We start from the raw sequence: 25,612 nt of genomic DNA, 5'->3' as shown, positions 1-25,612 counted from the left end.
ATGTTTTGTGACATAAACAAGAAAAGAGGACTCTTCTATGCGTCTATCGAAAATCGAAATTTTCCGCAAGGATCTTCCGCTTTCTCCGCCCTTCACCCATTCCTCGTCCGGAACGGTGACCCATCTTAAGGAAGTTTATCTAAAGCTGACGGCGGATAACGGGATCAGCGGATGGAGCGAGGTGCGGGGCAACTGCGAATACGTAACGGGAGACACGCCGGAACGCATTGTCGCGATCTTGCGACATACGTTCGCGCCCGCTCTGCTCGGCATGCCGGCGCTTAACCGCAACGCGATCAACGCTGCGCTCGACCGGCTGATTACGGGCAATAGCGCGGCAAGGGCAGCCGTGGATATCGCCCTCCTCGATCTGGCGGGACGCGCCCTGCGCGTATCGGCAGCCGAGCTGCTGGGCGGACGGTTACGCTCCGAACTTCCCAGCGACGCGACGATCGCGTTCGGAACGGCCGACGGTGCCGAAGACGAAGCTCGCCGTTACCTGGAATCCGGCTTCCGCACGATTAAGCTCCGCGTCGGACCGGACCGCGAAGGCGACCTGGAGCGCGTTCGCCGCGCCCGTTCCGCCATCGACCGCGCCGGCTTGACCGGAAGCGTACTGCTTGGCGTCGACGCAAACCAAGGCTGGACGGCTAAACAGGCGATTATCCGCCTTCGGGAATTCGAAGCGCTCGGAGTCGAATGGGCCGAACAGCCGGTACATGCCGACGACTTCGCGGGAATGAAGCACGTCAAAGGGATGACGGCTCCGACAATCGTAGCCGACGAGAGCTGCCGGACGACCGCCGACGTGGCCCGAATCGCGGCCGAAGGCGCGGCAGACGCCGTCCACCTCAAGCTGGTCAAAGCCGGTTCCGTCGCCAATCTGCTCAAAATGACGGCCGTGGCGGAAGCATACCACCTTCCGTACATGCTGGGGCAGATGGACGAAGGACGGCTCGCGACCTCCGCCCTCGTGCAGATCGCCGCCGCTTCGAAAGCCAGCCACTTCGAGGTATGGGGGTTCCAACGGGTAAAGCCCGAGGACGATCCCGCTTCGGGCCTTATCCTCGCCAACGGTTCCGTGCAAGTACCGGAAGGCTATGGACTGGGCGTCACCGTCGACGAGGGACGCTTGGAACGCGTTTACGAGCAAAGCTTATAGAAGCATATAGCGGAATCGCCATACGATAGGCCATAACCATACCCATAACCGAACGCTGCCGCTAAAAAATCGGCAGCGTTATTTTTTGATTTGTCCCTATTCGTGTTTTAAGATGAGGAGGTAGAAGCTATTAACCCGACAAAGGAGATCATTCGAATGAGTTCTTATTATTTACAAGACGAACGGTTCCTCCCCAAGGAGGAAGTCAGGATCTCGCCCGACGATCGGGGCTATTACTTCGGAGATGGTTTTTACGAGGTGTTTCGTGTCTACAATGGCAAATTGTACGAGCCCGAAGCTCATTTCGCTAGACTTACGAGAACGTCGGAAGGTATTCGCATCCCGCTTCCCTACGGCATCGAGGAACTGCACGCCAAGCTGAAGGAACTTATCGCGCTCAATTCCTTAAGCGAAGGAACCGTCTACCTGCAGATCACTCGAGGCTCGGCTCCCAGGGCCCAACCCTTCCCCGCGCCCGCCAGACCGTTCCTTCACGCCTATACGAAGCCGCTCGAACGGCCTTTGGCCGCCATGGAAGCCGGCATCCGTGCCGCCACCGTGGAAGATATCCGTTGGCTCCGCTGCGATTACAAGACGCTGAATTTGCTCGGCAACGTTCTGGCCAAGCAACAAGCGCTCGACGCCGGAGCGGAGGAGGCCATTCTGCATCGCAGCGGATCGGTGACGGAATGCAGCGCCTCGAACGTCATGATCGTCAAGGACGGCATTATCGTCACCCATCCGGCCGATAATCTCATCCTTCACGGCGTCACTCGCGCCGTCGTGCTCCGCCTCGCGCGGGCCGCCGAGCTGTCCGTCGAGGAGCGACCGTTTACGGTGGAAGAACTGCGTGAAGCGGACGAAGCGTTCATTACGGGCACGACGGTGGAGATCACCCCCGTCGTTTCCGTAGACGGCCGGACGATCGGCAGCGGCTCCGCCGGCCCCGTCACCCGAAGGCTCCAAAGAGACTTCGCAGCCTCTATCGGTCAATAACGCACGAATCCCCCTGTCGGATATGGCTCATCGAGCCGAACCGTCAGGGGGATTTTCTCTTCGTTGTCTCGGTTTTAGTCTACTTCGATGCTGAACACCACGTAACGGTTCAGATTGTCCCGATTCTTCTCTTCTTTGTCGACGACGCGGTAATCTTCCGGCGATTGATCGTTCACTACGAAGTAAGAACGTTCATTGTCGCGGTACAGTTTCTTGGCCAAGTCGATCGCATACTGCTTCGTCATCGTACTCCCCCACCATGCTCAGGATTATTTTCCCGCCTATGTAATTCCACGTGGAGGGAGAAAAATCCTGTCGGCCGATAAATTCCAATTTGTCCCAAATTACTCGAGAGACAACATCCCAATTCGCCCATTACGTCCACTATCCCCTTCGCTCAGCAGCCGGCTCCGAACCTTGTTTGCTGAGCGAGGGGGATAGTGGGAGGTTGGGGACTTCCGCGAATGAGGACCGCCTAAGATAGGAAAAAACAATCACTCCCAAGTTCTCCGCTCGTTAATCTCCAACTTCCGACGAAACGCCTGTTCCAAATCGATTCCCAGCTTATTCGCCAGATCGAAGATGTTCCAGACGACGTCATACATCTCGTAGCCCAAATTCTCCCGCTTCTCTCGATCCGGATGGAAGGATACGGACAGAACCTCCTTGGCCAGCTCGCCGACCTCCGTCATCAAGTACAACGTTCTCTGCTCGATCGTGCTGGTGTCGAACCCTTTCTCCTCGCTGAATTGACGGACGTATTGTTGGAACTCCGCTGCGTTCATTTTCCCGCTCCTTGCCCTTTTTTCTATAAATCTCTCTCTACATTGTACATGGGCGGAAGCGTGCCGACAAAGCAGCCGCTACTGTCTCCAATCCCGGGCGATAGCGGGCCAATCAAGCTCTCGCTCCTCGTGCCCTACCCAAACCTTCCAATAGTCGGGGTCGGAGGACTCGGGTCTCTGCTCCGCCGGGAGCTCTTTGATTTTCACGAGTACCGGGATCGGCGAAGCCCACCCCATCAGCACGGCCTCTCCGGCGGGCAAACTCGGAAGCTCGGAGAGCAATCCTCCAAGATTATCCGGCACGAGCCTGCTCACGAGCTCTTGATCCCTGTCGTTAACGATCCGATGCAGAAGAAAGGTATTGCATTGGGATAGGACGGTCGGCGATAGCTCGGACGGTCTCTGAGAGGAAAGAACAAGTCCCAAGCCGAACTTGCGCCCCTCTCTTGCGATCCTCTCGAAAATGCTCCTGCACTCGAAGCTGGCCGCCGACGACAGATCGTCCGGAATGTCCCGCTTGATAAACGTATGGGCTTCTTCCAGGACAAGAACGGTCGGAAGATCTTTGCCGCCATTCCGCTTTTTGTATCTCTGTACCGCCTCGAAAACGATTCTGGAAATGACCGCCGCAATGACATGAAGCAAATCCGAGGGCACCAAGGACAGATCCACGACGGCCACCGGACCGTTTCTAGCCCGGTTATTGCCGATATAGGCTTCCAACCACTCCTCAAAGGTAGAATCGATTAGCGGAGCAACCACTTGGTTGAACTTCTTATCCCCCAGCATGGTCCTTATCCTCATGATAAGAAATTGAAGATTATTCGCGACGCTCCCTCCCGCCTCATCGGATAAAGCCTCCAAATAATCCGGAAAATCCCTGATGCTGAACGAGATGGGCGAATCCGCATCGACAGAGCTATTTTCTTCCCGATCCGAGTTAAGCTGCGCAAGAACGCTTTCGAGCCTTTCGTAAATCTCGCGAAGCTCCGGCTCATTAAAACCGTTGTATCCCGTTGCGCCGTTACGCGTCGTATAGAGTCTTCTGTCTGCGGTCGCTTCGCAAATGCTTTTTATCTCGGATAAGGCAGCCTTAATTTCTTCCGTTATGGACGGTTCTTGTTGAGAACGATTCCAATAGTCCCCGGCTTCAATGGCGATGTCCCTCAGCAGATGCCCGCATTTATGGCAGCCTGGATAGTCCGAATATCCGGGCACGCCTTGTCCGATAACTCCGCCTAATTGCATCCCTCTTCCTTTAACGAACCGTACCATTCGACGTCGGAGAGGATCTTGAAGCGCGCGTCCTTCTTTAATCCCTTTTAGCGCTTGAACCAGAACGGGTCTCTGGACTTGAGTCTGCGCTCTCGCAAAAGCCCCCCATTCATGACTGTTCCACAGCCAAGCGGGCACCGTAAGCTGCTCCGAATCCGAATCCGGCTGAACCTTGAACACGCGCGTTCCCAGGTCGGCAAAGGTTCTGGAATACTCGCCGTTCGGATCAAGGATAATAAAGCGCGCATTGACACGGTCGGCTTCCGAATCCTCGCCGTCACCGGAGAGAATGCCGTTTTCTATCGACTTTATCCTCTCTTTCTTCGCTTCTTCCAACGACCAACGAATCATTCCCGCGACCGAACAAGACTTGCCGCTCCCCGTGTTCCCGAGAATGGCAAGGTGCCTGCCGAACATTTTGTCGGGATCGATGCTGACCGGAGCGTTCTCCGCCAAGGGAGCTTTGCCGATGACGACCCGTTTGTCGCTGCCGCTAGCCTCCACGATGGACCGAAGCTGCTTTATCGTTGGGATACATACCTTATCGCCGACGGAGGGAAAAATGGAGATGCCGCGGCGAAGCTCGTAGGACTCCATATGGTCGTTCGATCTGCAGAGAGTTCCGAGAGGCACCACCGCAAGCTTCCTCATGGGAAAAGGCAAGTCGATCAGGCCGATGTCCTTCGACCCCGTTCTACTTGGGTACAAGGAGCTCTCGATGCCCATCCAGGAGATCAGTCCGACGACTGCCCCTTGCTCGTTCGGGATGAGAATATAGCCGTTAATTCTCGGAAAACCCCTGGGTATCCCGGCATTCAAAGCCGTGGATTGGGGAGCGTCCGCCTCCAATACCACCCTGACCTCGCGCGGCGAGACGGATTCGACGGTTCCGACGACTAATGACGACAGCCCTTCGATCGGCGTGGTCATAAGCTGGTCTCCCTTTCGTCCGTTTTTAATCCGCTTTGCCCGGAAGGCAGCTGGGGCTCCGCTCTCTTCGCGAGCAATTCCGATTTGCGGATCGTAATCGTATCGATAGCGGATTTAGGCAGGTAATGGTTCACCAGGTTGCCGATGTCCCCAAAATGATTCCCGATCAACAAAGAGATTTGGGCATCCCGTCCTACCTTCTCAACGAACCTCGGGATTCGTCCTCCCGCGGTATCGAACGAGATAATGACGAGGTGCGTGGACGGAATCGTCAGCATATCCTCGAGCACGCGGTTGATATGATCGTCGCCGAACCCGTACCCGTATGTAACGATAGCCGAATTGGGACGGCATAGCGCGGCCGAGAAGTCCCGGAACAGCTCCGCATAGGGATATTGCAGGGTTTCGACGTCTTTAGCCGGATTCGGATAAATCATCACTTTGTTGACCGGATCGTCCACGTGATAAAAGTATTTGGAAGGAGCTCCGAAGGGGACCGGCCACTTCCGCAGCGCTTTATCCGCGTAGTGCCAATCCAGCGAACCGTGCAGCTTGGTCAGCTTCACCACGCCCTCGAGGTATCGCGGCTCGCCTCTAATCCCCGGAGGATTGTAATGCATGTCGATGTCTATTCTCGAAGAACGAAAGATAGGGGTAAGCGTCCCCACGAAACGATCGATCACCCTTAGGCCGATGAGATCGCAAGCATATTCGATCAGCCTATCGTAGTTCGTCGTAAAAATATTCAATCGTTCTCTAGTCGCCGTTCGGCTCGCAAAGCTCACTAAGAACGAAATAAGCACGCTTCGGGCCAGTTCCCCGTCGGCTGAGCCTTCCGATATTTTCTCGTTTATCCCCTGCTCCGTCTCTAACAAGCTCGTAATAAAGCCGTTAAGGATTCTGGTTAAAGCTTGCTTCCAATTAAGCCACTCGGGATCCTGAATAATCTCCAAGCCTTCCATTAAAGCAAGGGCGGCACGGATTTGGTCTTCGATATTCGGCTCGCCTCGCCCGCAAGCCTTAGCCGACTTCTCCGCATAAGCGTTCAGCCGGTCTTCGTACTTGCAGCCGAACGAATCGACTCTGCCCATTCCGGTCGCAGCCGATTTCGTTAAGTATCCGATCGAGGTCGTGAAGCCGCTTCCCAAAAGCAGGGAGAGATGCTCGCTCTGAAACAAAGCGGACAACCAAGGTTCGATTTGAGACCGAGCTTCTTTGATTTCTTCCTTCGATAAGTCCTTGCCGAACGTCCTCTCTTCAGGACCGGCGCGATAAATATTCGATGCCCATTCCGTCATTCGGATACCCTCCTTTGGTTACGGATCAGCTTTTACCCATTTCGACTATTTATAGTCGCTTTCCTGCTCGCGTCGTATCCGTTCTCCGCTATGGTCTTCGCGTCAATTAGGTTATTTGGCAAAATTTCGCAACTATAACGCTTCCGGAACGTCTAATATGACGTCTGGCCTTGTCGAAACGATAGAGTTAGCATCGTAGCGTAGGGCAAATCTTACATAGGGCAGAGGTAGCGAATGAACAAAAAGAGCGTGGCCGCATTCGTATTTGCGTTGATTCTCGTGTTCCTTTTTGCCAAAACGGGACAAGCGGAGACAAAAGGGACAAGCATTTATTTGGATGGAGCGGCGCTTGCTATACCTGGGGACGGACAGATCCAAATCGTAAACGAAAGCGTGCTGCTGCCCATTCGCGTCGTTGCGGAGGGCCTAGGGTTTCGCGTGAATTGGGAGAAGCAGACGAACAAGGTGACCATCGAACAAGAGGCTACTTCGCTTACTTTAGCCATCGACGATCCGACGGCTCTTGTAAACGGAAACAAAGTCAGTTTAATAGCGGCACCTAAAGCGGTAAAGAACACGACGTATGTGCCGATGCGTTTCATTAGCGAACAGATGGGGTTAAATGTAGCTTGGGATAACGCAACCAAGTCGGCATATTTATTGTCGCCCATCCTGAGCGGCGGCAGCAACACCGGCGGCAACGAAGAGACGGATTCCGGAGAAGTTCCTCCGGCAGAACCGTCTGCTCCGCCGGCCGACAACGATTTGGCTAAAATCACCGGAATCGGATTCAACGAGAACCGGTTAACGATTGCGGCCGATAGGAGCGTCGAGCCGAATGTTTATACGATGAGCGGACCGGACCGGCTTGTCGTCGACATTCCTTTATCGAAGTTTACCGATACGGCGGGAGACGGGCTCATTCTGGGCAGCAACCAGAGCGGCTCGTTCGAAGTGCCGAACCATCCGGATGTATCGAAGGTAAGATACTCTTTATTCAACGCCGCGCCTTCAGCCGTGAGAATCGTCATCGATATGAACCGCAGCCTCTCGTATACTTTGAACAATAGCGGAGATGGTCTCGTCACGCTCGATCTTCTTCCAGACGCTCCGGCTTCCGGCAACGGATCGGAACCTAATCAAGGAACCGACTCGGGCGGGAAACGAATCGTCGTCATAGACGCGGGACACGGGGGCAAAGCTCCGGGATCCGTGAGCGTGACGAAGAAGCTGGAGAAGGACTTTAATCTGGCGGTGTCCTTGAAGGTGGAAGCTTTGCTCAGACAGAATCCGAACCTCGAACTCATTATGACCCGGACGGACGACTCCACGCTGTCGCTGGAGGATCGGGCGAAGATCGCCAACGAGGCGAACGCCGACCTCTTCATCTCCATCCACGGCAACAGTATCGATCCGCCGGCGAATCCGAGCGGGTATGAGACGCACTATAGCCGGGAGGAGAGCCTGGCTCTTGCCGAAACGATGCATCGTCATTTGTTGGAAGGAACGGGACTGCCCGACCGGAAAATAAGAAAACAAAGCCTCTACGTCACCCGGGAGACGACGATGCCGGCCGTTCTTCTCGAAGCCGGTTATCTCAGCAATGCCAAGGACGAAGCCGTCATGTTTACCGAAGAATTCCAACAACGCGTCGCGCAAAGCATCGTTGCCGGAATAGAGGAATATTTGGGGCTGACGGAGAAGGCTCTATAAGGAGGGGGACGCGAGATGAGAAAAATCGGCTGCTTCATGTTGTTGATAGCTCTAATCAGTCTTCTGGCAGGCTGCGGGGATAAACCGATTGCCGCGCCAGGGAGTTCGGGCGGCAGTGAATCGGTTGCGAACAGCAGCTCCGGAGAGGTTGCGGAGCCCGCGGAAGAAGAAACGCCATCTCCTTCGGCGACGGACACGTTGACCATCCAAACCTATTATACGGATGATAATATCTTGGACCTTAAGCAGGAATCCCAAGAGATTGAGGTAACGGCCGGTCAGTCCAAATACGAAGGCGCGTTCAAAGCCCTGCAGACCGAGAAAGACGGACTAATCGCTCTATGGGAGAGGGTTGTACTGAACAGCCTTTCTTTCTCCGAAGAGAACGGTCGGCTCGCCATCGATATCAGCCTTCCGGATGAAGCGAGACTAGGGTCCGGGGGCGAAGCTCTCGCCATCGATGCGCTGAAGCAAACGATGTTCCAGTTCGACGAGGTGAAGGAGATCGAACTGACGTTAGACGGCCAGCAGGTCGATTCCTTGATGGGACACGTCGAATTGGAGCATCCGATGCTCCGGCCATAATGAATCCTACTAGCGTAGCAGTGTAGGAATCCGCATAACCGCGGCTCAGACTGTCGAGAAAGTCTCGACAGTCTTTTTACGTCCTACTGCTCCTGTTCCTTTATCACCTGTTCAATTCCCAGCAGGATCAGCTTCAAGCCGAACTCGAACGACGAGTCGGTCCCCATCAGCTCGAACAGCCCGCTGGTAAACATCCTCCGGAACAATCCCGCATCCGCTTCGCTCATGGAATCCAGAAGACGAATCATCTCCTCGCCCGGAAGCGCGCCCTCTCCCTGCTCCTTAAGAATAGCGGCGACGTTGCGCTCATGCTGATAAGCGTCCAGAACGAAGTAGTAGACATAGTTCACGAGCGTCGTCGCCGCTTGCATTTTCTGGTCTCGCTTAAGAGGCGTTGATTCTACGCAGAGCAGCAATCGGTTGTTGAACCGGATGATGTCCGGCTCGTGGGGCAGCGTCATCATCATGAGCTGCGTGGAACAGGGATACCGGCTGAGCACGCTTCGTACCGTTCCTGCAATCTCCGTCAGCTGCTCCTTCCACTCTCCCTCGGAATGAAACTCCTCCAGAATGATTTTCGACACCTGATTGGCCAAACTCTGATAGAGATTCTGTTTGCTCTTGAAGTACCAATATAGAGAGGGCGCCTGGATTCCCAGCCGGTCGGCCAATCGCCTCAAGCTGAATTTCTCGATGCCCTCCTCCCCCAGCAGCTCCCACGAGGCTTCCAGAATCTTATCCTCCGATATCTGAGGCTGTTGCTTTTTCATCGATATCCGCCCTTTATCTAACAGTGTAAGATTTCGCTTTACAGGTTCCTAAGCTCATGATATCATCTAACACTGTAAGGTTCAATCTAACACCGTTAGATAAATACAAACAGAAAGTAGGGATCCGCATGGATGCAGAAAACCTTCATTACTTCGAGAAAGCTTCGATCGCCAAAGCCGTCGCTCACTTCGCCGTACCGATGATGCTGGGGACGTCGATGAGCGTCATTTATTCCATTTTGAACGCCTATTTCCTTGGAACTCTCCACAATACGGCCATGTTAACCGCCCTCGCCCTTACTTTGCCGTTATTCGCGATCATTATGGCGCTAGGCAACTTAATAGGCATAGGCAGCGGCACCTTCATCTCCAGATTGCTGGGAGAGAAAAAATACGAGAGCGTAAAGCACGTGTCGTCTTTCGCCTTTTACAGTAGTTTGGTTCTCGGTCTGATCGTGATAGCCGTCGGCCTCCCGTCGATCGATCCGATCGTTCACGGCCTGGGGGCGACGCCGGAATCGTACGGATTCACGAAGGACTATGTCACGGTTATGCTGATCGGCTCCCCCATCGTCGTGTTGTTCTTCACGCTCGAGAATATCGTTCGCTCGGAGGGAGCCGCGATCACTTCGATGATCGGGATGATTCTCAGCGTAGTCGTCAATATTATTCTCGATGCGCTGGCGATTTTCGTTTTTCATTGGGGCGTTATCGGCGTTGCGTCGGCTACGGTGATTTCCAACTTGGCTGCGAGCTTATTCTTCGCTTTCTATATGGGATACAAGAGCCGATTCTTGACCCTCTCCGCCAAGTGGTTCAAGGCTACGAAGGACATTCTGGGCAATGTATTCAAAATCGGCGTTCCCGTCTTTATCATGAGCATCTTCTTGGGTGCCATGTCGCTCATCTTTAATCATTTTCTGGTGGATTATGGGGATCAGGCCGTTGCGGCTTACGGAATATCATCGCGTCTGCTGCAGTTTCCGGAATTCATTCTGATGGGCTTGTGCGAGGGGGTCGTGCCGCTCATTGCCTTCACTTTTACGGCCAATAAAATACGGATGAAGCAAACCATCGGATTCACGATCAAAGCGATCTTGTCGCTAGCCGTCGCGTTCGGCGTCATTGTCTACCTGGTCTCCGACCACTTGATCGGCTTATTCACGAATGACCCGCAATTAATCGAGATGGGCAGCTACATTCTGCATGTGACGTTCTTATCCTTGTTCATTACGGGAATGACGACGCTGTTTACGGGGATCTTCCAAGCAACGTCTCAAGGAACTGCCGCGTTTATTATGTCAGTCATTCAGGGAATTACTCTGATCCCGGTCCTGTTTATCGCCAATCATACGAACGGCTTCCACGGGGTCGTCTGGTCGCTCGTCATCGCGGATGCCGTCGCGTTCCTCGTCGGAGCCATCATGCTGTATGTTCTGCGGAACAAGCTTCAGCCGGACATGGATGCTTTGGTTCAATAGACAACGGAACTAGAACTTTCTATTTTGGATCGCGTGCTCCGCTCTCTCTTGAGTAAAGATATCCTCGGGAGGAATCATCCGCTTAGGAAGCGAGCGTCCGGCCATGATCTCCTTGGCAGCTTGCATGAGCAGCGGTCCAAGCAGCGGATTGCATTCGACCACGGCGTTCAATTCGCCGTCATTCAGAAGCTGAAGCGCGCTCCGCGAGCCGTCCACGGATAAGATGACGATATCCTTGCCTGGCCTTAGCCCCGCTTCCTTGATCGCTTCGATAGCTCCGATGGCCATATCGTCGTTATGCGCGAACAACACTTGCGGTCTCTCCTCGACCGGCACTTGGAGAAGCTCTTGCATGACCTCTTTGCCTTTGTTCTCGGTGAAGTCGGCCGGAGCGCTCTGGGTAATGACCATATCCGTCCTCGCCTTGACGACGCTTCGGAACCCTTCGCCGCGCTGAATGGAAGGAGACGAGCCGGCCGTTCCTTGCAATTCCGCTATCCGGATCGGACCGGCCTGATTCTGCATCCTATCCAGAAGGTATTTGCCGGCTTTGACTCCTTCTTCGTAGAAATCCGAGCCGATCGTCGTTACGAACAGGGAAGTATCCTCGACATTAACGGAACGATCCAGGATGACGACCGGGATGCCGGCAAGCTTCGCTTCCTGAAGAATGCCGCTCCACCCGGACTCGACGACCGGCGCGATGGCGATGACATCAACCTTCCGGCGGATGAATTCCCGGACCGCTTCGAATTGCTTCGGCTGAGACTGCTCGGCATTCTCCAGGAGAAGCGAGATTCCCGATTCTTTCGCGGCTTCCCGTACGGAAGCCGTATTCGCCATTCGCCAGGCGCTCTCGCTTCCCAGCTGGGAGAATCCGATAACGAGCGGCTTCTCCGCTCGAACGTCCTCCCCCGACGTTCTCCTCCATTCTTGGATGGACGGGGGCCGATCGGGATCCGCCGAAGCCGCGGGAGAGACGGAAGGAGTCGCGTTGCAGCCCTGCAGAAGCAGAAGAACCATAAGGAAGGACAAGATATACACACGGCTTAAACTGCGTTTCACGTTCTCCCCCCTGTCCGTTCGGAATCGCAGAATCTCGAAGCTAGGATTGGATCGATATTCCAAGTTTTAATAGATATTCTAAGATTTAATAAATATTCTAAGATTTAATAGATATTCTAAGATTTAATAGATATTCTAAGATTTAATAGATATTCTTCTTTCGCTTAAGACGCGTTGGAACAGGATAAACACGAATAGCAGCAGGCCGATAACGATCTTGGTCCACCACGAGCTGAGCGTTCCTTCAAAGCTGATTATAGTTTGGATAACCCCCTGGATCAACACGCCGAGGAAGGTACCCGCGATGAACCCCACTCCTCCGGTGAGAAGGGTTCCTCCGATCACGACCGCGGCGATCGTGTCCAGCTCCAGCCCCATCGCGTGAAGCCCGTAACCGGAGAGCATATAGAAGGTGAATACGACGCCCGCGAGCGACGAGCAGAAGCCGCTTAACGTATAAACCAGAATCTTCGTGCGGGCGACCGGCAATCCCATCAGGAGCGAGGAATGCTCGCTTCCCCCGATGGCGTACACCTTGCGCCCGAACCGGGTGTAATGCGCCAAATAGACGGCCAACAGCACGACAACGAGCGCGATGAGCACATTAATCGAGACGAATCCCCCGGGGAGAGAGATTTTCGTCTGGGCGACCCTGGTGTAGAACGGATCCGCGATCGTGATCGTATCGATGCTGATGACATAGCACAATCCCCTGGCCAGAAACATTCCGGCAAGCGTGACGATAAACGGTTGAATGCGGAAGTAATGAATGATCGCTCCCATAAGCGCTCCGAACAGAGAACCCATCGCGAGCACCATCGGAATAACGACGGCCGGAGGCCAGCCGTTCTGTTCGACCAAGCTCGCGCACACCATGGTAGTCAGGGCAATGACGGAGCCTACCGACAGGTCGATGCCGCCGGATAGAATGACGAACGTCATCCCGACCGCGGTGATAAGCAGAAAGGAATTATCGATCAACAGATTGTACAGAACCTGCATCGAGAAGAATCCCGTATAGCGCAACGACCCTGCGGCGAACATCGCGGCCAACAGGCCCAATGTCACGAGAACAGGAACATACTTGCGATTAAGAAACATGACGGGCAGCCTCCTGTTCGGCGGGATATTTCCTCTTCGCCCAACGGAAGGCGATGGACTTGCGGAAGGACTCGGATTGGATCAAGCAGACGGCCAGCACGACGAACGCCTTCACGACCAGCGTGATCTCCGGAGGAACGCCGATCATATAGATCGTGGTCGTCAACGTCTGAATAATGAGAGCGCCGATGACCGTCCCCATCAGGTAGAACCGCCCGCCGCTCAGCGAGGTTCCTCCGATGACGACGGCCAGAATGGCGTCCAGTTCGTACCATAAGCCTGCGTTGTTGCCGTCCGCGCTAGAGACGTTCGAGCTGAGAATGAGCCCGGCGATTCCCGCGCATAACCCGCAGAAGACGTAGACCGACAGGATAACCGTATTGGAACGGAGCCCGGCCAGCCGGCTTGCCCTCGCGTTGCTGCCGACCGATTCGATGAACAGGCCGAGAGCCGTCTTGCGCGTCAGCAAGGACGCGGCGATCAGGACGGCGGCTACGAGGAAGATAGAGAAAGGCAAGGAAGCCAGAGATCCGGCTCCGATATATTCATAGAGATCGCTGGACACCGTAATGATCTGTCCGCTCGTAATCAGTTGCGCGATCCCCCGACCCGCGACCATTAGAATCAGCGTAGCGATAATCGGCTGAATCCGCGCGGCCGCGACCAGCGCACCATTCCATAAACCGAGAACGAGAGAGAGCGCGATGGAAGCCAATACGGCTCCGAAGACGAGCGGAAGCGAGCTTTGATCCGAGCTCTTGCTAATGGTCAAGCAAGCCATTGCGCCGGAGATCGCCACGATGGAACCGACGGAGAGGTCGATGCCGCCGGTAGCGATCACGAGAGTCATTCCGATCGAGACCATCATCAAGGGAGCGCCGAAGTTCAGAATATCGATCAAGCTTCCGTACAAGTTCCCGTTGCGCACGACAATCGAAAAGAAATCCGGCGAATAGAGCAGGTTAAAGAGCAATAAAGCGGCCAATACGCATAAGGGCCAGAACAGGTGGTGCCGAACGAGTCTGCTAGCCATGGGTTATCCTCCCGCCATCGCTTCCATGATATGCTGCTGGGTGAGCTGACCGCCGCCGAGCTCCTTGACCTTGCGGCGATCCCTTAACACGGCGACACGGTCGCTCACCCGAATGACCTCTTCCATCTCCGAGGAGATGAAGAGAACCGCCATCCCCTGCTTGGCAAGAGAGAGGACGAGCTTCTGAATCTCCGCCTTGGCCCCCACGTCGATCCCTCTCGTCGGTTCGTCGAGGATGAGCAATTCCGGCTCGGTCAGCAGCCATCTGGCGAGCAGAACCTTCTGTTGATTGCCTCCGCTCAGGTTCTTGATCAGATGCTCCGAATTCCCCGGATGGATGTTGAGCATCCGAATGTACCGCTCCGCGATTTCGTCCTGCTTCTTTCTGGGAATAGGCCTGAACCATCCCTTCGTCGCCTGAAGCGCAAGAATGATATTTTCCCGTACGGTCAGATCGTCGATGATGCCTTCCGTCTTCCGATTCTCCGAGCAGAAGGCGATCCGCTGATCGATCGCGTGGCGCGGCGACTTCACCGTCTGCCCCGTCGTCTCGACGGTTAAGGTCCCTTCGTCCGGACGATCCGCCCCGAACAGCAGACGTGCGAGCTCCGTCCTTCCGGAACCGAGCAGCCCGGCAAGTCCGACGACTTCTCCTTTGCGAATAGCCAGATCGAAGGGAGCGATCGCGCCCTTCCTTCCCAGACCGGAAGCGGTGATCATCTTGTTGCCCGCTTCCTCTTTGAATTCCGTAGACAGCTTGGGCAGCTCCTCCAGCAGCTTAAGCTCCTTGCCGATCATCTTCAGAACCAATTCGAATCGGGGCAGTTCCGCGGCCAGGTATTCCCCCTCCAGCTCCCCGTTGCGAAGAACCGTCAGCCGGTCCGACATCTCGTAGACCTGATCTAGGAAGTGCGTGACGAACAGAATCGCGAGCCCTTCGCTCTTCAGCTTGCGCATGATCGCGAACATCTGCTTCACTTCGTTCTGATCCAGGCTGGACGTCGGTTCGTCCAGAATAAGCACCTTGGCGGAGATGCTTAAGGCCCGGGCTATGGCCACCAATTGTTGAATGGCCACCGAATAGCTCTGCAGCGGATGCGCGACATCGATCGAGAGATTCAGCCTTTCCTTTAACAGCTCCTCGGCTTCGGCATTCATTCTCCGCCACTGAATCCGCCCGAGCTTGCAAGGCTCGCGCCCGATGAAGATGTTCTCGGCAACGGTCAGGTTCGGGCACAGGTTGACCTCTTGATAAACCGTGCTGATTCCGACCTTCTGCGCCTCCAGCGGTCCGGAGACGGAGATCGTCTTGTCCTCCATCGTCACCTTGCCCTCATCGATGGAATAAACGCCCGTCAGAACCTTGATGAGGGTCGACTTGCCCGCTCCGTTCTCTCCCATCAGGGCATGAACCTCGCCGGGGAACAACCGAAAGTCCACGTTCGATAGCGCCTTGACGCCCGGAAAAGCCTTGGTAATGCCCGTCATCTGCAGAATCGGCGATGGGACGGTCATGGTATCCTTCCTTTCTTTCTATCTATCTCCCTCTAGCATGAAACGAGAAAAGCCACCCGGAGGCGATCGGCCCGATGGAGTGACTTTCCTCGCCATTCAAATGCTCTCGTGCTTATGACTCGCTCAATATTCGCGGGACGGCAGAGCTTCCTTCGCTTGTTCGGAAGTGAAGGTCGTCTCTTTCGTGACGATGCGAGGCTCAATCTCCTTCCCGTCGACAACGGCTTGGACGGCCTCCATCAGTTGCGGCCCGAGCAGCGGATTGCACTCGACGATGAAGTTGATCTTGCCTTCCGAAGCGGCGGTCATGCCGTCCTTGACGGCGTCGACCGAGATGATCACGATATCTTCGCCCGGCTTGAGCCCGGCAGCCTCGATGGCTTGAATGGCGCCCAGCGCCATATCGTCGTTGTGAGCATACAGAACGTCGATGTCCTTATGCGCCTTCAGGAAGGCTTGCATGACTTCCTTGCCCTTCGCGCGGGTGAAGTCGCCCGTCTGGGAAGCGATGATCTTCAGATGGGGATTCGAGGCGATCACCTCTTGGAAGCCGGCCTTGCGGTCGTTCGCGGGAGCGGATCCCGTCGTGCCCTGAAGCTCGACAATGTTGACGTCTTCGGAAGCATCCTTATACTTGTCGACCAGCCATTGTCCGGCCTTCTTGCCTTCCTCGACGAAGTCGGAGCCGATGAACGTCTTGTATAGCGTCGTGTCCTTGGAATCGACCGCGCGGTCCGTCAGAATAACCGGGATGCCCGCATCCTTCGCTTCCTTCAGCACCGTATCCCAGCCGGATTCCACGACCGGCGAGAAGGCGATGACGTCCACCTTCTGCTGAATGAAGGAACGAATGGCTTTGATCTGGTTCTCTTGCTTCTGTTGCGCATCGGAGAACTTCAGCTCGAAACCGGCATTCTTCGCCGAGTCTTGAATGGACTTCGTGTTGGCCGTCCGCCAGCCGCTCTCCGCTCCTACCTGAGCGAAGCCAAGCGTGATAGTCTTGCCCGCCGGCGCCTCCGAGCTTGCGCCGGCGCTTGGACTGGCGCTCGGGCTTGCGCTGCTTGATTCGCTGGCCGGCGGCGCGGAAGACGCATCGCCTCCGGAATTGCTTGCATTGTTGCCGTTATTGCCGCACGCGGCCGTAAGCGCGATCAGCGCCGCGAGCGCTAGGCCGCTTCCCCACTTTTTCTTGCTCTTCATTAGGCTTTATCCTCCCCATAAGTTCACCGGAGTCGGTGTGACCTCATTATAGGACCGTTTCCGAAAGCCCTTATACGGAGTCCGTTTCGAGTTTGCTGGGAGATTTTTGGGAGTTCGCGGCTTGTCCGGGGCAAAGGTATAATTTTTTACGCAAAACGTGTATTATTCTAAGCACTCTCTCTATCCCCTCTAAAAATGAGCTATAATTACCCTCAAATCGCAAATCTTCCCTGTCGAGAGGAAGGGCTTATGAAGCTATTCAAGTGGATGACGTCAAGCCTGCGTGCCAAGCTCCTTAGCATGTTTATTATCCTTACGGCCGTGCCGCTTCTCGTCGTCGGCCTTATCTCCTATCAGAAGTCGTATTCCGCCGTCTCGAATCATAGCAAGGCCTCCGCTCAGCTGGCGGCGGAGCAATTGGCGCGCAGCATCGACACTCTGTTCGAAGACGCGGAGAAGCTGCTGGAGCTCGGCAACAACCCGCAGGTGCTGCAGTTCCTCTATTCTCAATCCGAGACCTACGAGGAAGCCAAATCCATACTTCAGACGTTCCAGCTCTACCGGGACACGAACAAGTTCGACAACGTGCTGAATATCTCCATGGTCAACTTCTATGGCAAAGGGATCAGCGAACGGAAAGGCGTCTTCCAGCTGGATCGCAACCCGCTTCGCAATCCTCACTTTCAATATCTGACACAGTATCCGGATGTCGTCCTAAGGCTTCCCTATTCGGAGACCACGGCTTCCGATCGGTTGGACGGCTTCGACTATTCGAATAAGAATGCGCTTTCGATCATTGCCGCCGTCACCCAGAGGATCACTCATGAAGTCATCGGCTTCATTATCGTCGATCTGGACGATTCGTTGATCGAACGGACTCTTTCCGAGGCTAGCATAGGGAAAACGGGCTTCTTCTATATCATGGACGGATACGGATCGACGATCTTCCAGCCTCCGGCGTCGCGCGCGAACCCGGAAGCGATGAATCAAATCGCTGCCGCCCAGCCCCTTCGGGCGGAGAGCGACAGCTTCGTCCTGAAAGCCCCTTCCAAGCAGTTCGTCGTCTACGGGGCATCGAAGCAGACCGGCTGGACCATTATCGGGGTTGCCCCACTTAAAGAGATTGTCGCGGAAGCCTACGGTATCCGGCAGTTGATCATCCTAAGCGTTCTGCTAAGCGCCGTCTTTGCCCTGACCCTTTATTTCTTCCTGACCAATCGAATTACGAGGCCGATTCAGATCCTGATGAACAAGATGCGCAAAGCTGCAAGCGGTTACTTGGACGCGAAGGTCAAGCCGAACGGCGACGACGAGATTGCCGACCTGGGCAACAGCTTCAATATCATGCTGGATAACATCAAGAATTTGATGGAAAAGAGCCGGCTGGAGCAGGAACGGGTTCAGATGGCGGAGCTGCGTACGCTTCAGGCGCAGATAAATCCTCATTTTCTGTACAATGCCCTGGATTCGATTCTGTGGATGGCCGAGGACGAGAACAAGGAGAGCGTCATCAAGCTGGTCAAGGCCCTCTCCCGTTTCTTCCGCTTAAGCCTCAACAAAGGAAGGGACTGGGTGTCGATCAAGACCGAGCTGGAGCACGCGGAAAATTATCTGGTCATCCAGCAGATGAGATACCGGGATATCCTGCAATATCGGGTCGACGTCGATCCGTCGCTGCAGGTGTATCCGATCATGAAGATGTCCCTGCAGCCCCTTGTCGAGAACGCCATCTACCATGGGATCAAGAACAAGCGAGGGCTGGGCATGATCCGGATCGGAGGCTATTCCGAGAACGATTCCATCGTGCTTGCCGTGGAGGATAACGGCATCGGCATTCCTCCCGAGAAGCTGGCTTCCCTCCGCGAGGAGCTGGAGAAGCCCGCCGACGCTCGCATTCTGGCGGACGATGATCGGGAAGGCGGGTTCGGTCTCGCCAATGTCCATCATCGGATTCGGCTCTACTTCGGTTATCCATTCGGGATCGAGCTGGACAGCGAATACAAGATCGGAAGCAAGATTTCGATACGGATTCCCAAAAAATAAGGAGGGAATATTCGTGAAAAAAGTCATGATCGTGGACGATGAGATTCTGATTCGCGAGACGATAAGGCGATGCGTCGATTGGGAGAAAGAAGGGTTTATCTATTGCGGAGACGCCTCGGACGGCGAAATGGCGCTTCCCCTTCTCGAGGAGCAGAAACCGGACATCCTGATCACGGACATCAAGATGCCCTTCATGGACGGCCTCGAGCTGGCCTCCGTCGTGAACAAACAAATGCCTAACGTCAAAGTCATCGTCATGAGCGGGCACGACGAATTCCGCTTTGCCCAAGCCGCCATCCGGCTGGGAGTGGAGGATTACTGCCTGAAGCCGGTCAGCTCGTCGGAGCTCGTGGAGCTGTTGCATAAGGTCAGCCGCAAGATTGACGAGGAGCAGCAATCCAAGCGCAATCAGGGGATGACAAAGGAGAAGCTGCTCTCCGATCTCTGCGGCGGGCTGATCGCCGCGGCCGAGGCCATCGAATTCGCCGAGAAGCTCTCCTTGCCGATCAGAGCGCGCTTTTATCGGGTAGCCGTTCTGGACGTTAGGGCTCTCAATGATGCCGGCGCCTTGAGCGACGAAGAGCTTCTCGCCATCCAAGCGGGAATCGATCGTTGGAACGTGCCCGCGGCGGAAGGCTTCACCTTCGTACGCGGCCGAACCGAGCTCGTTCGCATCTTCAAGAGCAACGTCGCGGATAGCTTATCCGATTCCATCGAGCCGATAGGAGCGCGGATTCGATCGGAGCTCGAGGAACAGTACGGGTGCGTGATCACGGTAGGCATAGGCAGCCTGCAGGAACGCTTGCAGGGCATTCACTTCTCCTACTTGGAAGCCACGGAAGACCAGTACATCACTCGATTAACCCGGCAGAACAAGATCTCTCTTAAAGAAGCTACCTTCCGGGAGAAAACGGACATTCTGCTGGATCGCGCCAAATTCCTCGACTTCCTGAAGATCGGGACCCTCGCCCAGAGAGACGGCTTCGTCCGGGAGTTCGCCGAGGACCTGAGACGAATCGATTGGCGCTCTTCCTCCTACGGCTTCTATCTCTTGAACGACCTGACCCTGGAGGCGTTCCGAGTCGCGAAGCAATGGTTCCGCTCGCCGGAGGATCCCGCGGATCGGATCGAACGGATGCAGCAGTCGCTGCGCAGGGCAGCATCCTGGGAAGATTGCCTCGAGTACCTGAACACGCTGTTTCTTCAGCTATGGCAGTGGCGCGAGGAGTGCTCGGATAAGTACGGGGAAGTGATCGACAAAGTCAAAGCGTATATCCAGGATCAATTTTCCAACGATCAATTGTCCCTTAAGGAGATAGCGTCTCACGTCCGAATCAGCCCCAGCCATCTGAGCAAGATCTTCAGTCAGGAGATGGGCCAGACCTTGACCGAATATCTAACGCAGGTACGAATCCGGCGGGCCATGGAGCTGCTGAAGTCCACCCCGAACAAGATGTTCGAGATTGCCTACGATGTCGGATACGGCGACCCGCACTACTTCTCGAACCTGTTTAAGAAGATGACGGGCATGACGCCCAAGGAATATCGAAACCAAGGAACGGCGGAGCCCAAAGCCGGCCATTCGGAGGCAACTGATGATAGAAGGACGAACTAGCATCCAACGCTTCATTCGGGGTTTACTTGCCTATGCGCTTCTATTGCTCGCAGCAACCGGCTGTATCGGCGCCGATAGGAACGCAAGCTCGCCTAAGGCGACCGACTCCGTCTCCTCCGCAGATGCGCCCGTATCGGACCGAACGTTCGGTATCATCTACCCGATGACCTATACGACCTATGAGACGATCACTCAAGATGCCAAAGAAGCCGCGGAGAGTCGCAACGTGACTCTATTGGTCAGCGCGCCGGACGAAGCGAACACGGAGCAGCAAATCCGGATCATGGAATCGATGATCAAGCTCGATGTCGACGGGATCGCCATCTCCCCCGTGAACTCCGACGCGCTCGCTCCCGTTATCCGCAAAGCCGTATCCAAGGGGATTCCCGTCATCACGTTCGAATCGGATGCTCCGGGGAGCGGCCGAACCGCCTATATCGGCGCAGACAATAACGCGACCGGAAGGCAAATCGCGATCACGATCGGTCAATTGCTGGGCAACAAGGGGATGATTATCGTGGAGACCGGCATGCAGGAGATGCTCGGCCTGCATCAGAGGCTCGAGGCGCTGCTCGAGTACTTGAACGAGGAATCCTCGATCGAGGTCCTCGAGGTTCGTTATAATCAAGGAAACGAAGAACGGGCCATGAAGGACATCGAGACCATGATCGGCGAGCATCCGCACTTCAGCGCGATGATCAGCCTCGACGCCGTCTCCGCTTCCGCCGGGACTCTCATCTGGAAAGCGAAAGGTTTGAATAGAATTTTCCTCTCGATGGGCAATAACCCCGCAAGCATCGAAGCGCTGGAGAACGGACAGCTTACCGCGATCGTTTCCCAGAACGAGCAGAATTGGGGAAGATCGATCGTCGATACGCTGATCAAGGTAAGCGATGGTCGGCAGTTACCCGGATTTATCGATACGGGGATTAGGGAGATTAAGCAGGCGGATGTTAGGTGAGTCATTAGGCATTCTTCCCTTTGTTGGCGAGAACGCCTCGTTATCTTGAGAATCAACGAATTTGCAACAACGCGCTTATTGTGAATTCCGAACAGCGTCGTTAGCGCGGCCGGTTCGGAATCTGCTTTATCATTCGGCCATTCTTCCAAACTTGAATGGATAAGCCCTTGACTTTCCCTCTTGTCGTAAATAAGAGCAAGATCGCTTCTTCACGAGGTAGCGGCGCGCCTACACGCTTGCCATTGTATGCAAGATAGTAAACCCTCAAAAATAAACGCCCTTGGATAGATATTACATCAAGTTAAATTTACAGAAAACAACCAATTCGATTAATTGTTCAATCATCATCCTATTGTTTTCGATTCTGTAATTGTTTCTTATGCATCACAGAAGAGGATTGTACAAACGCTAGAAAAACTTTGCTGATTCGATCTATCCTCCTAATTTAACAGAGAAACAGACCTTGGATGTGCCGAAATGCTCGGTGCGCGTGTCGAATCCGCAAGAAAGAATAGTGCGCGATCAACTTACAATAATACCCAAATCATATTATGCTAATCTTGCAGCTTGGAAGAAGGCGGACAGCACTCCTGCGAAAGGAGGAGTCGTTGTGGATCTCTTTCAAAGCCTGTCAGTCATCGTTGCTTTTGGTTTATTCCTCATTTCTTTACTCACGTATATTGAAAAGAGGAAGTAACCCGTATTCGGCTCGTTCGCCGTTGCAAGTGCGTCGGTGAAGCCATGCTGACATAGAGCCGCCTATGCCAGGCTGCTGGGCCCGATCGCTTCGTCGATTGGGCCCATTATCGTGTGACCTCTTAATGTTCCATATGCCCTCCCATTAGGGCCAACGATATGCGGAGAGAGTTAAGCCCCTAATGCCATGTTCCTTCGTATTCAAACAACAATTGCTCATGCTATAATTCAAACTAGAGGTGACATTATGGATTTTTTAATCGTTGTTATTATTCTAGCGGTTGTGTTTGGTGTATTTAGAAAGAAAAAAAAGTAAACTCTTCGGGGTTCCAAACGCTGACCGCCGGAAGAAGCGAGCGACTTCTGAAGTTCGTCCCCAATCCGTCCCCAACGCATCTCAAGGTACGGGTCATTCATGAATTTGCCGAAACTTTTCCCGTTGGGAAGAACAAAAAAATCCCTTGCATCAAGGGATTTCAATCTTTAAGTATGGTGCCGAGGACGGGGGTCGAACCCGTACGTAGGTCACCCTACGCAGGATTTTAAGTCCTGTGCGTCTGCCAATTCCGCCACCCCGGCATGTCGATTGAAAGCGCGAACGAAAGGCCGTTCGTTCGGTCAACGAGTTACATATTACCATGAACAAGCCCGACTCGTCAAACATTAAAACAGATCAATCGGCAATAAAAAACAGGCCCCTAAAAATCAAAAAAACCTTGATTCTCAAGGTTGTCTGGTGGTGGGCCCTGAGGGACTCGAACCCCCGACCAATCGGTTATGAGCCGACAGCTCTAACCACTGAGCTAAGGGCCCTCGTTCGTTATGGGTCCTACGAGGAATTGGTTGCGGGGGCAGGATTTGAACCTGCGGCCTTCGGGTTATGAGCCCGACGAGCTACCGGGCTGCTCCACCCCGCGTCGTTGTATTCGGTCGCGCTTCTTACGGCGACAAGAATTAATATACAACACTTCCATCCTCTGCGTCAAGGCTAAAACCGAAATAATTGTGGTTTTTTCACTAAAGGATATGAATTATTTCTCTTCGTTATTCCCGATTTTACCTTCTGCCTTCTCCTCTGCCTTATCGGCCTCATTCTCCGCCTGTTCAGCTTTGGCCAGCTCCGCCAGCTTCTGGATCAGAATATGCTGGGGCATATGCATCAGGTGCTCCAACGGCACGTTTAGGTGCTTGGCCAGCTTGACGGCGGTATCCGCGGACAACGGCATTCTTCTCATTCGGCATCGCTCCTTCTTCTTTAGACGATACCACAAAATCAGCCGCGCAGCCAAGGTAAGACCGAAGCTAAGCCCAAAAGCCGCGTGCAGGCAAGAACTAGGACCGGCAACTCTACGCAAGCCTACAAAGGCCTGCGAAACGCCTATCAAGCCTCTAAGCGCCTCGTAGAGCTCGAGCTAGCTTAGTCCTGCCGGCCTCTTTTCCCCTGCCGCGGTCCTTCCAATAATCAAGGCACGTAACGCACCCCATACTTGCCTTTGCGCGAGCGGTAAACCTCGATTTCCCTCGGCATCTCGATGCCGAACAGCCAGCCGTCGTTCTCCATTCGGCGCACGAGACATCCCGCTTGGAATTTGCTGTCGTAGAGTCTGGACCAGTACACCCATCTCACCCTAGTTCCCTCCCGGAAAAGTCAGTTGTCTACGGTCTTAGCATATACGGCAGACGTTGCGCTTACTCGCGTTTCCTTCCCGAAGAAGCAAAAACCGCCCGAGATGGGCGGTTCAGCATATGCATTATCAACGATAAGGTCATCCAGCCACGGCCATGCCGGCCGCAGCCATTATCGCATTCTTCTGGTCCATGGCATTCGGATCCATGTAAGGCGTCATATCGATCTCGCCGGTCGGGTTCGCCTTGATTTTCTGAAGCAGCTCGTCGCCCTTGGCCTGCCAATCCGCCAGCGCTTCCTTGACCGACATGTCTCCGCTCAGCGCCTTCTGGAAAGCCTGCTCGCTCAGGTTATACAGAAGGTTCAGGTTCGGGCGGTCCTTGTACAGCTGCGTATCGGCATCGCTCGATTCATACGACACCGGCTTCAGCTTCGTGAAGGCCTCCATATTGAAGGTAGCTCCTTCCTTCGGCTTGACGAATTCCTGCAGCGTGCTGAGCTCGTATTGGCTTCTCGCCTTGAACTTGGCGTTCTCCTTGCCGTTAATGAATTTGATGAATTCCCAGGCATCCTTCTCGTTCGGGGCCGTGGCATTGATTCCGACGAGCTGGTTCAAGTACATATTGCCTCCGACGCCCGGCATCTCGGACAACTGCGGATACGTGACGACTCCCCACTCGATCGCCTTGTAATCCTTCATTTTGCTGACGTTTCGATTGAAGGCGTCGAGCTCGTTGACCAGATTGTAGCTGCCGATCATCATGGCGAGCCTTCCGCTGAAGAACGGTCTCTGCTCGTAAGGATCGTATCGGTAATTGCCGTCCATGGGCTGCTCTTGCTGGAAATCTTCGACCTTAGGGATGACGCGGTCCTTATAAAGCTGAATCGGCTCCGCCCAAGCCTTCTCCCATTGAGGAGTGTTGACGGTCATCTTCTCTCCCTGCGTATCGAATGTTCTCAGCTGCAGCGGCGCTACGATATTTTGCACGTTATAGAAGTTCAACCCGCTGTTCCAGTCGTTAAAAGAAAATCCGAAGATGGCGTCTTTCCCCGTTCCCGATGTCACCTGGCGAGCGAGGGCAAACACCTGGTCCCAGGTCATATCGTCCGTCGGAGGCGTGATTCCCTTGTCGGTGAACAGCTTCTTGTTATAGAACAGCGCCGAAGAGGAGAATGTCGGGGTAAGCCCGTAAATCTGCCCGTTGCCTTGTTCGCGTATGTAATCGATGACCGAGGGCACGTAATCCGCAAGATCGATTTTATCCTTCTTCAACAGAGGATCCAGCGGCTTAACCATGTTAGCCTCAACCAGATCGCCGATCATGGAACCCGAATCCAGCATGATCACGTCGACCGGATTGTCGCCGGTCATGAGCTTCTTATACAATTCCATCGGTTCCGGTTGAGGATTCTCCTTGCGCTCCTCCTCGGTCGCATACTGCATTTCGCTCCAGTCGTAAGCGTTCACGATCTCGATATCGATATTGTTGTGCGTCATTTCGAACATGTCCGTGTATTGCTGGCGAAAATAAGTCTCGTTGTCCGGGCTGCCGTACAGCATGCCGATTCTCAGCGTTCTGCGGTTGTTCGGATCGTCCGAGCTGTCGCTGCTGCAAGCCGCAACCAGCGGCACCAGCATGGCAATGGATAAAGTCGCGGCGATGCTTTTTTTCTTTGTATTCATAAGCCCCTCCTTGATAATAGAACCGCGGAACCCAGTTCTATAGCTCTTTGTCTGCGATTCCGCGGTGTAATGGATGT

General features: G+C 54.4%; 22 protein-coding genes and 3 tRNA genes. 9 read left to right on the top strand and 16 right to left on the bottom strand.

The window, feature by feature from the left end; translation table 11 throughout:
• Positions 1-37: 37 nt before the first annotated feature.
• Complete coding sequence (locus H7B67_RS19845) at positions 38-1,162, top strand: mandelate racemase/muconate lactonizing enzyme family protein (RefSeq protein ID WP_185121589.1); 1,125 nt, start codon at positions 38-40, stop codon at positions 1,160-1,162.
• 156 nt (positions 1,163-1,318) lie between these two features.
• A complete protein-coding gene (gene dat, locus H7B67_RS19840; RefSeq protein WP_185121588.1) occupies positions 1,319-2,158 on the top strand; it encodes a D-amino-acid transaminase in 840 nt (279 codons plus the stop codon).
• Positions 2,159-2,232: 74 nt separating this feature from the next.
• On the opposite strand, the gene H7B67_RS19835 is transcribed toward dat, so the two are convergent.
• From H7B67_RS19835 to H7B67_RS19820, 4 genes are all read right to left on the bottom strand, one after another.
• Positions 2,233-2,403 (bottom strand): hypothetical protein, encoded by a 171-nt coding sequence (locus H7B67_RS19835; RefSeq protein WP_185121587.1) that lies wholly within the window; start codon positions 2,401-2,403, stop codon positions 2,233-2,235.
• A 249-nt stretch (positions 2,404-2,652) separates the two neighbouring features.
• Entirely contained in the window at positions 2,653-2,943 is a 291-nt protein-coding gene (locus H7B67_RS19830) for a MazG nucleotide pyrophosphohydrolase domain-containing protein (RefSeq protein ID WP_185121586.1), read from the bottom strand.
• Positions 2,944-3,021: 78 nt separating this feature from the next.
• Positions 3,022-5,148, bottom strand: coding sequence for an ATP-binding protein (locus H7B67_RS19825; protein WP_185121585.1), 2,127 nt, complete (start codon positions 5,146-5,148; stop codon positions 3,022-3,024).
• Positions 5,145-6,446 (bottom strand): SIR2 family protein, encoded by a 1,302-nt coding sequence (locus tag H7B67_RS19820; RefSeq protein ID WP_185121584.1) that lies wholly within the window; start codon positions 6,444-6,446, stop codon positions 5,145-5,147. Before H7B67_RS19820 ends, H7B67_RS19825 begins: the two co-directional genes overlap by 4 nt.
• Before the next feature lie 234 nt (positions 6,447-6,680).
• On the opposite strand from H7B67_RS19820, the gene H7B67_RS19815 reads away from it, so the two are divergent.
• Entirely contained in the window at positions 6,681-8,159 is a 1,479-nt protein-coding gene (locus H7B67_RS19815; RefSeq protein WP_185121583.1) for an N-acetylmuramoyl-L-alanine amidase family protein, read from the top strand.
• A gap of 15 nt (positions 8,160-8,174) precedes the next feature.
• Positions 8,175-8,744, top strand: a complete 570-nt coding sequence (locus tag H7B67_RS19810; RefSeq protein WP_185121582.1) for a GerMN domain-containing protein — start codon at positions 8,175-8,177, stop codon at positions 8,742-8,744.
• A gap of 83 nt (positions 8,745-8,827) precedes the next feature.
• Here H7B67_RS19810 and H7B67_RS19805 read toward each other — a convergent pair whose 3' ends face one another.
• Positions 8,828-9,514, bottom strand: a complete 687-nt coding sequence (locus H7B67_RS19805; protein WP_185121581.1) for a TetR/AcrR family transcriptional regulator — start codon at positions 9,512-9,514, stop codon at positions 8,828-8,830.
• 128 nt (positions 9,515-9,642) lie between these two features.
• Here H7B67_RS19805 and H7B67_RS19800 point away from each other — a divergent pair, with 128 nt between their 5' ends.
• On the top strand, positions 9,643-10,995 hold the full coding sequence (locus tag H7B67_RS19800; protein ID WP_185121580.1) for an MATE family efflux transporter: 1,353 nt from the start codon (positions 9,643-9,645) through the stop codon (positions 10,993-10,995).
• Between the two features lie 9 nt (positions 10,996-11,004).
• On the opposite strand, the gene H7B67_RS19795 is transcribed toward H7B67_RS19800, so the two are convergent.
• The 5 genes from H7B67_RS19795 to H7B67_RS19775 form a co-directional block, all read right to left on the bottom strand.
• Entirely contained in the window at positions 11,005-12,060 is a 1,056-nt protein-coding gene (locus H7B67_RS19795) for an ABC transporter substrate-binding protein (RefSeq protein ID WP_342592458.1), read from the bottom strand.
• A 135-nt stretch (positions 12,061-12,195) separates the two neighbouring features.
• Positions 12,196-13,161, bottom strand: a complete 966-nt coding sequence (gene yjfF / locus H7B67_RS19790; RefSeq protein ID WP_185121579.1) for a galactofuranose ABC transporter, permease protein YjfF — start codon at positions 13,159-13,161, stop codon at positions 12,196-12,198.
• The gene (locus H7B67_RS19785) at positions 13,151-14,194 is read right to left on the bottom strand and encodes an ABC transporter permease (RefSeq protein WP_185121578.1); all 1,044 of its coding nucleotides are present in this window, start codon (positions 14,192-14,194) and stop codon (positions 13,151-13,153) included. Before H7B67_RS19785 ends, yjfF begins: the two co-directional genes overlap by 11 nt.
• A 3-nt stretch (positions 14,195-14,197) precedes the next feature.
• Complete coding sequence (locus H7B67_RS19780) at positions 14,198-15,709, bottom strand: sugar ABC transporter ATP-binding protein (protein ID WP_185121577.1); 1,512 nt, start codon at positions 15,707-15,709, stop codon at positions 14,198-14,200.
• A 123-nt stretch (positions 15,710-15,832) separates the two neighbouring features.
• Complete coding sequence (locus H7B67_RS19775; RefSeq protein ID WP_185121576.1) at positions 15,833-16,909, bottom strand: ABC transporter substrate-binding protein; 1,077 nt, start codon at positions 16,907-16,909, stop codon at positions 15,833-15,835.
• A 249-nt stretch (positions 16,910-17,158) separates the two neighbouring features.
• On the opposite strand from H7B67_RS19775, the gene H7B67_RS19770 reads away from it, so the two are divergent.
• The 4 genes from H7B67_RS19770 to H7B67_RS31500 all read left to right on the top strand — a co-directional run bounded on the left by H7B67_RS19770 (position 17,159) and on the right by H7B67_RS31500 (position 22,225).
• Positions 17,159-18,952, top strand: a complete 1,794-nt coding sequence (locus H7B67_RS19770) for a sensor histidine kinase (RefSeq protein WP_185121575.1) — start codon at positions 17,159-17,161, stop codon at positions 18,950-18,952.
• Positions 18,953-18,965: 13 nt separating this feature from the next.
• The gene (locus H7B67_RS19765) at positions 18,966-20,567 is read left to right on the top strand and encodes a response regulator (protein WP_185121574.1); all 1,602 of its coding nucleotides are present in this window, start codon (positions 18,966-18,968) and stop codon (positions 20,565-20,567) included.
• Positions 20,548-21,528: a sugar ABC transporter substrate-binding protein gene (locus H7B67_RS19760; RefSeq protein ID WP_185121573.1), complete on the top strand. Its 981-nt coding sequence runs from the start codon at positions 20,548-20,550 to the stop codon at positions 21,526-21,528. The genes H7B67_RS19765 and H7B67_RS19760 overlap by 20 nt, the downstream gene beginning before the upstream one ends.
• 469 nt (positions 21,529-21,997) lie before the next feature.
• Positions 21,998-22,225: a putative holin-like toxin gene (locus H7B67_RS31500; RefSeq protein WP_425489466.1), complete on the top strand. Its 228-nt coding sequence runs from the start codon at positions 21,998-22,000 to the stop codon at positions 22,223-22,225.
• Between the two features lie 489 nt (positions 22,226-22,714).
• On the opposite strand, the gene H7B67_RS19755 is transcribed toward H7B67_RS31500, so the two are convergent.
• The 6 genes from H7B67_RS19755 to H7B67_RS19730 all read right to left on the bottom strand — a co-directional run bounded on the left by H7B67_RS19755 (position 22,715) and on the right by H7B67_RS19730 (position 25,535).
• Positions 22,715-22,803: transfer RNA gene (locus tag H7B67_RS19755), tRNA-Leu, on the bottom strand.
• Positions 22,804-22,961: 158 nt separating this feature from the next.
• Positions 22,962-23,037, bottom strand: a tRNA-Ile gene (locus tag H7B67_RS19750).
• A gap of 27 nt (positions 23,038-23,064) precedes the next feature.
• Positions 23,065-23,141 (bottom strand) — tRNA-Met (locus H7B67_RS19745).
• A 114-nt stretch (positions 23,142-23,255) separates the two neighbouring features.
• Positions 23,256-23,459 carry a YycC family protein gene (locus H7B67_RS19740; RefSeq protein ID WP_185121572.1) on the bottom strand — a complete coding sequence of 68 codons (204 nt, stop codon included), beginning with the start codon at positions 23,457-23,459 and terminating at the stop codon, positions 23,256-23,258.
• 227 nt (positions 23,460-23,686) lie between these two features.
• Positions 23,687-23,851, bottom strand: coding sequence for a hypothetical protein (locus tag H7B67_RS19735; RefSeq protein ID WP_185121571.1), 165 nt, complete (start codon positions 23,849-23,851; stop codon positions 23,687-23,689).
• A gap of 139 nt (positions 23,852-23,990) precedes the next feature.
• Positions 23,991-25,535, bottom strand: coding sequence for an ABC transporter substrate-binding protein (locus tag H7B67_RS19730; RefSeq protein ID WP_185121570.1), 1,545 nt, complete (start codon positions 25,533-25,535; stop codon positions 23,991-23,993).
• Between the last annotated feature and the right edge of the window lie 77 nt (positions 25,536-25,612).

Origin of the sequence: Cohnella thailandensis, from assembly GCF_014212135.1 — a bacterium.
Lineage (GTDB): Bacteria > Bacillota > Bacilli > Paenibacillales > Paenibacillaceae > Cohnella > Cohnella thailandensis.
Note: the sequence above shows the minus strand (reverse complement) of the source record. Positions and strands in the feature narration are given on the sequence as shown.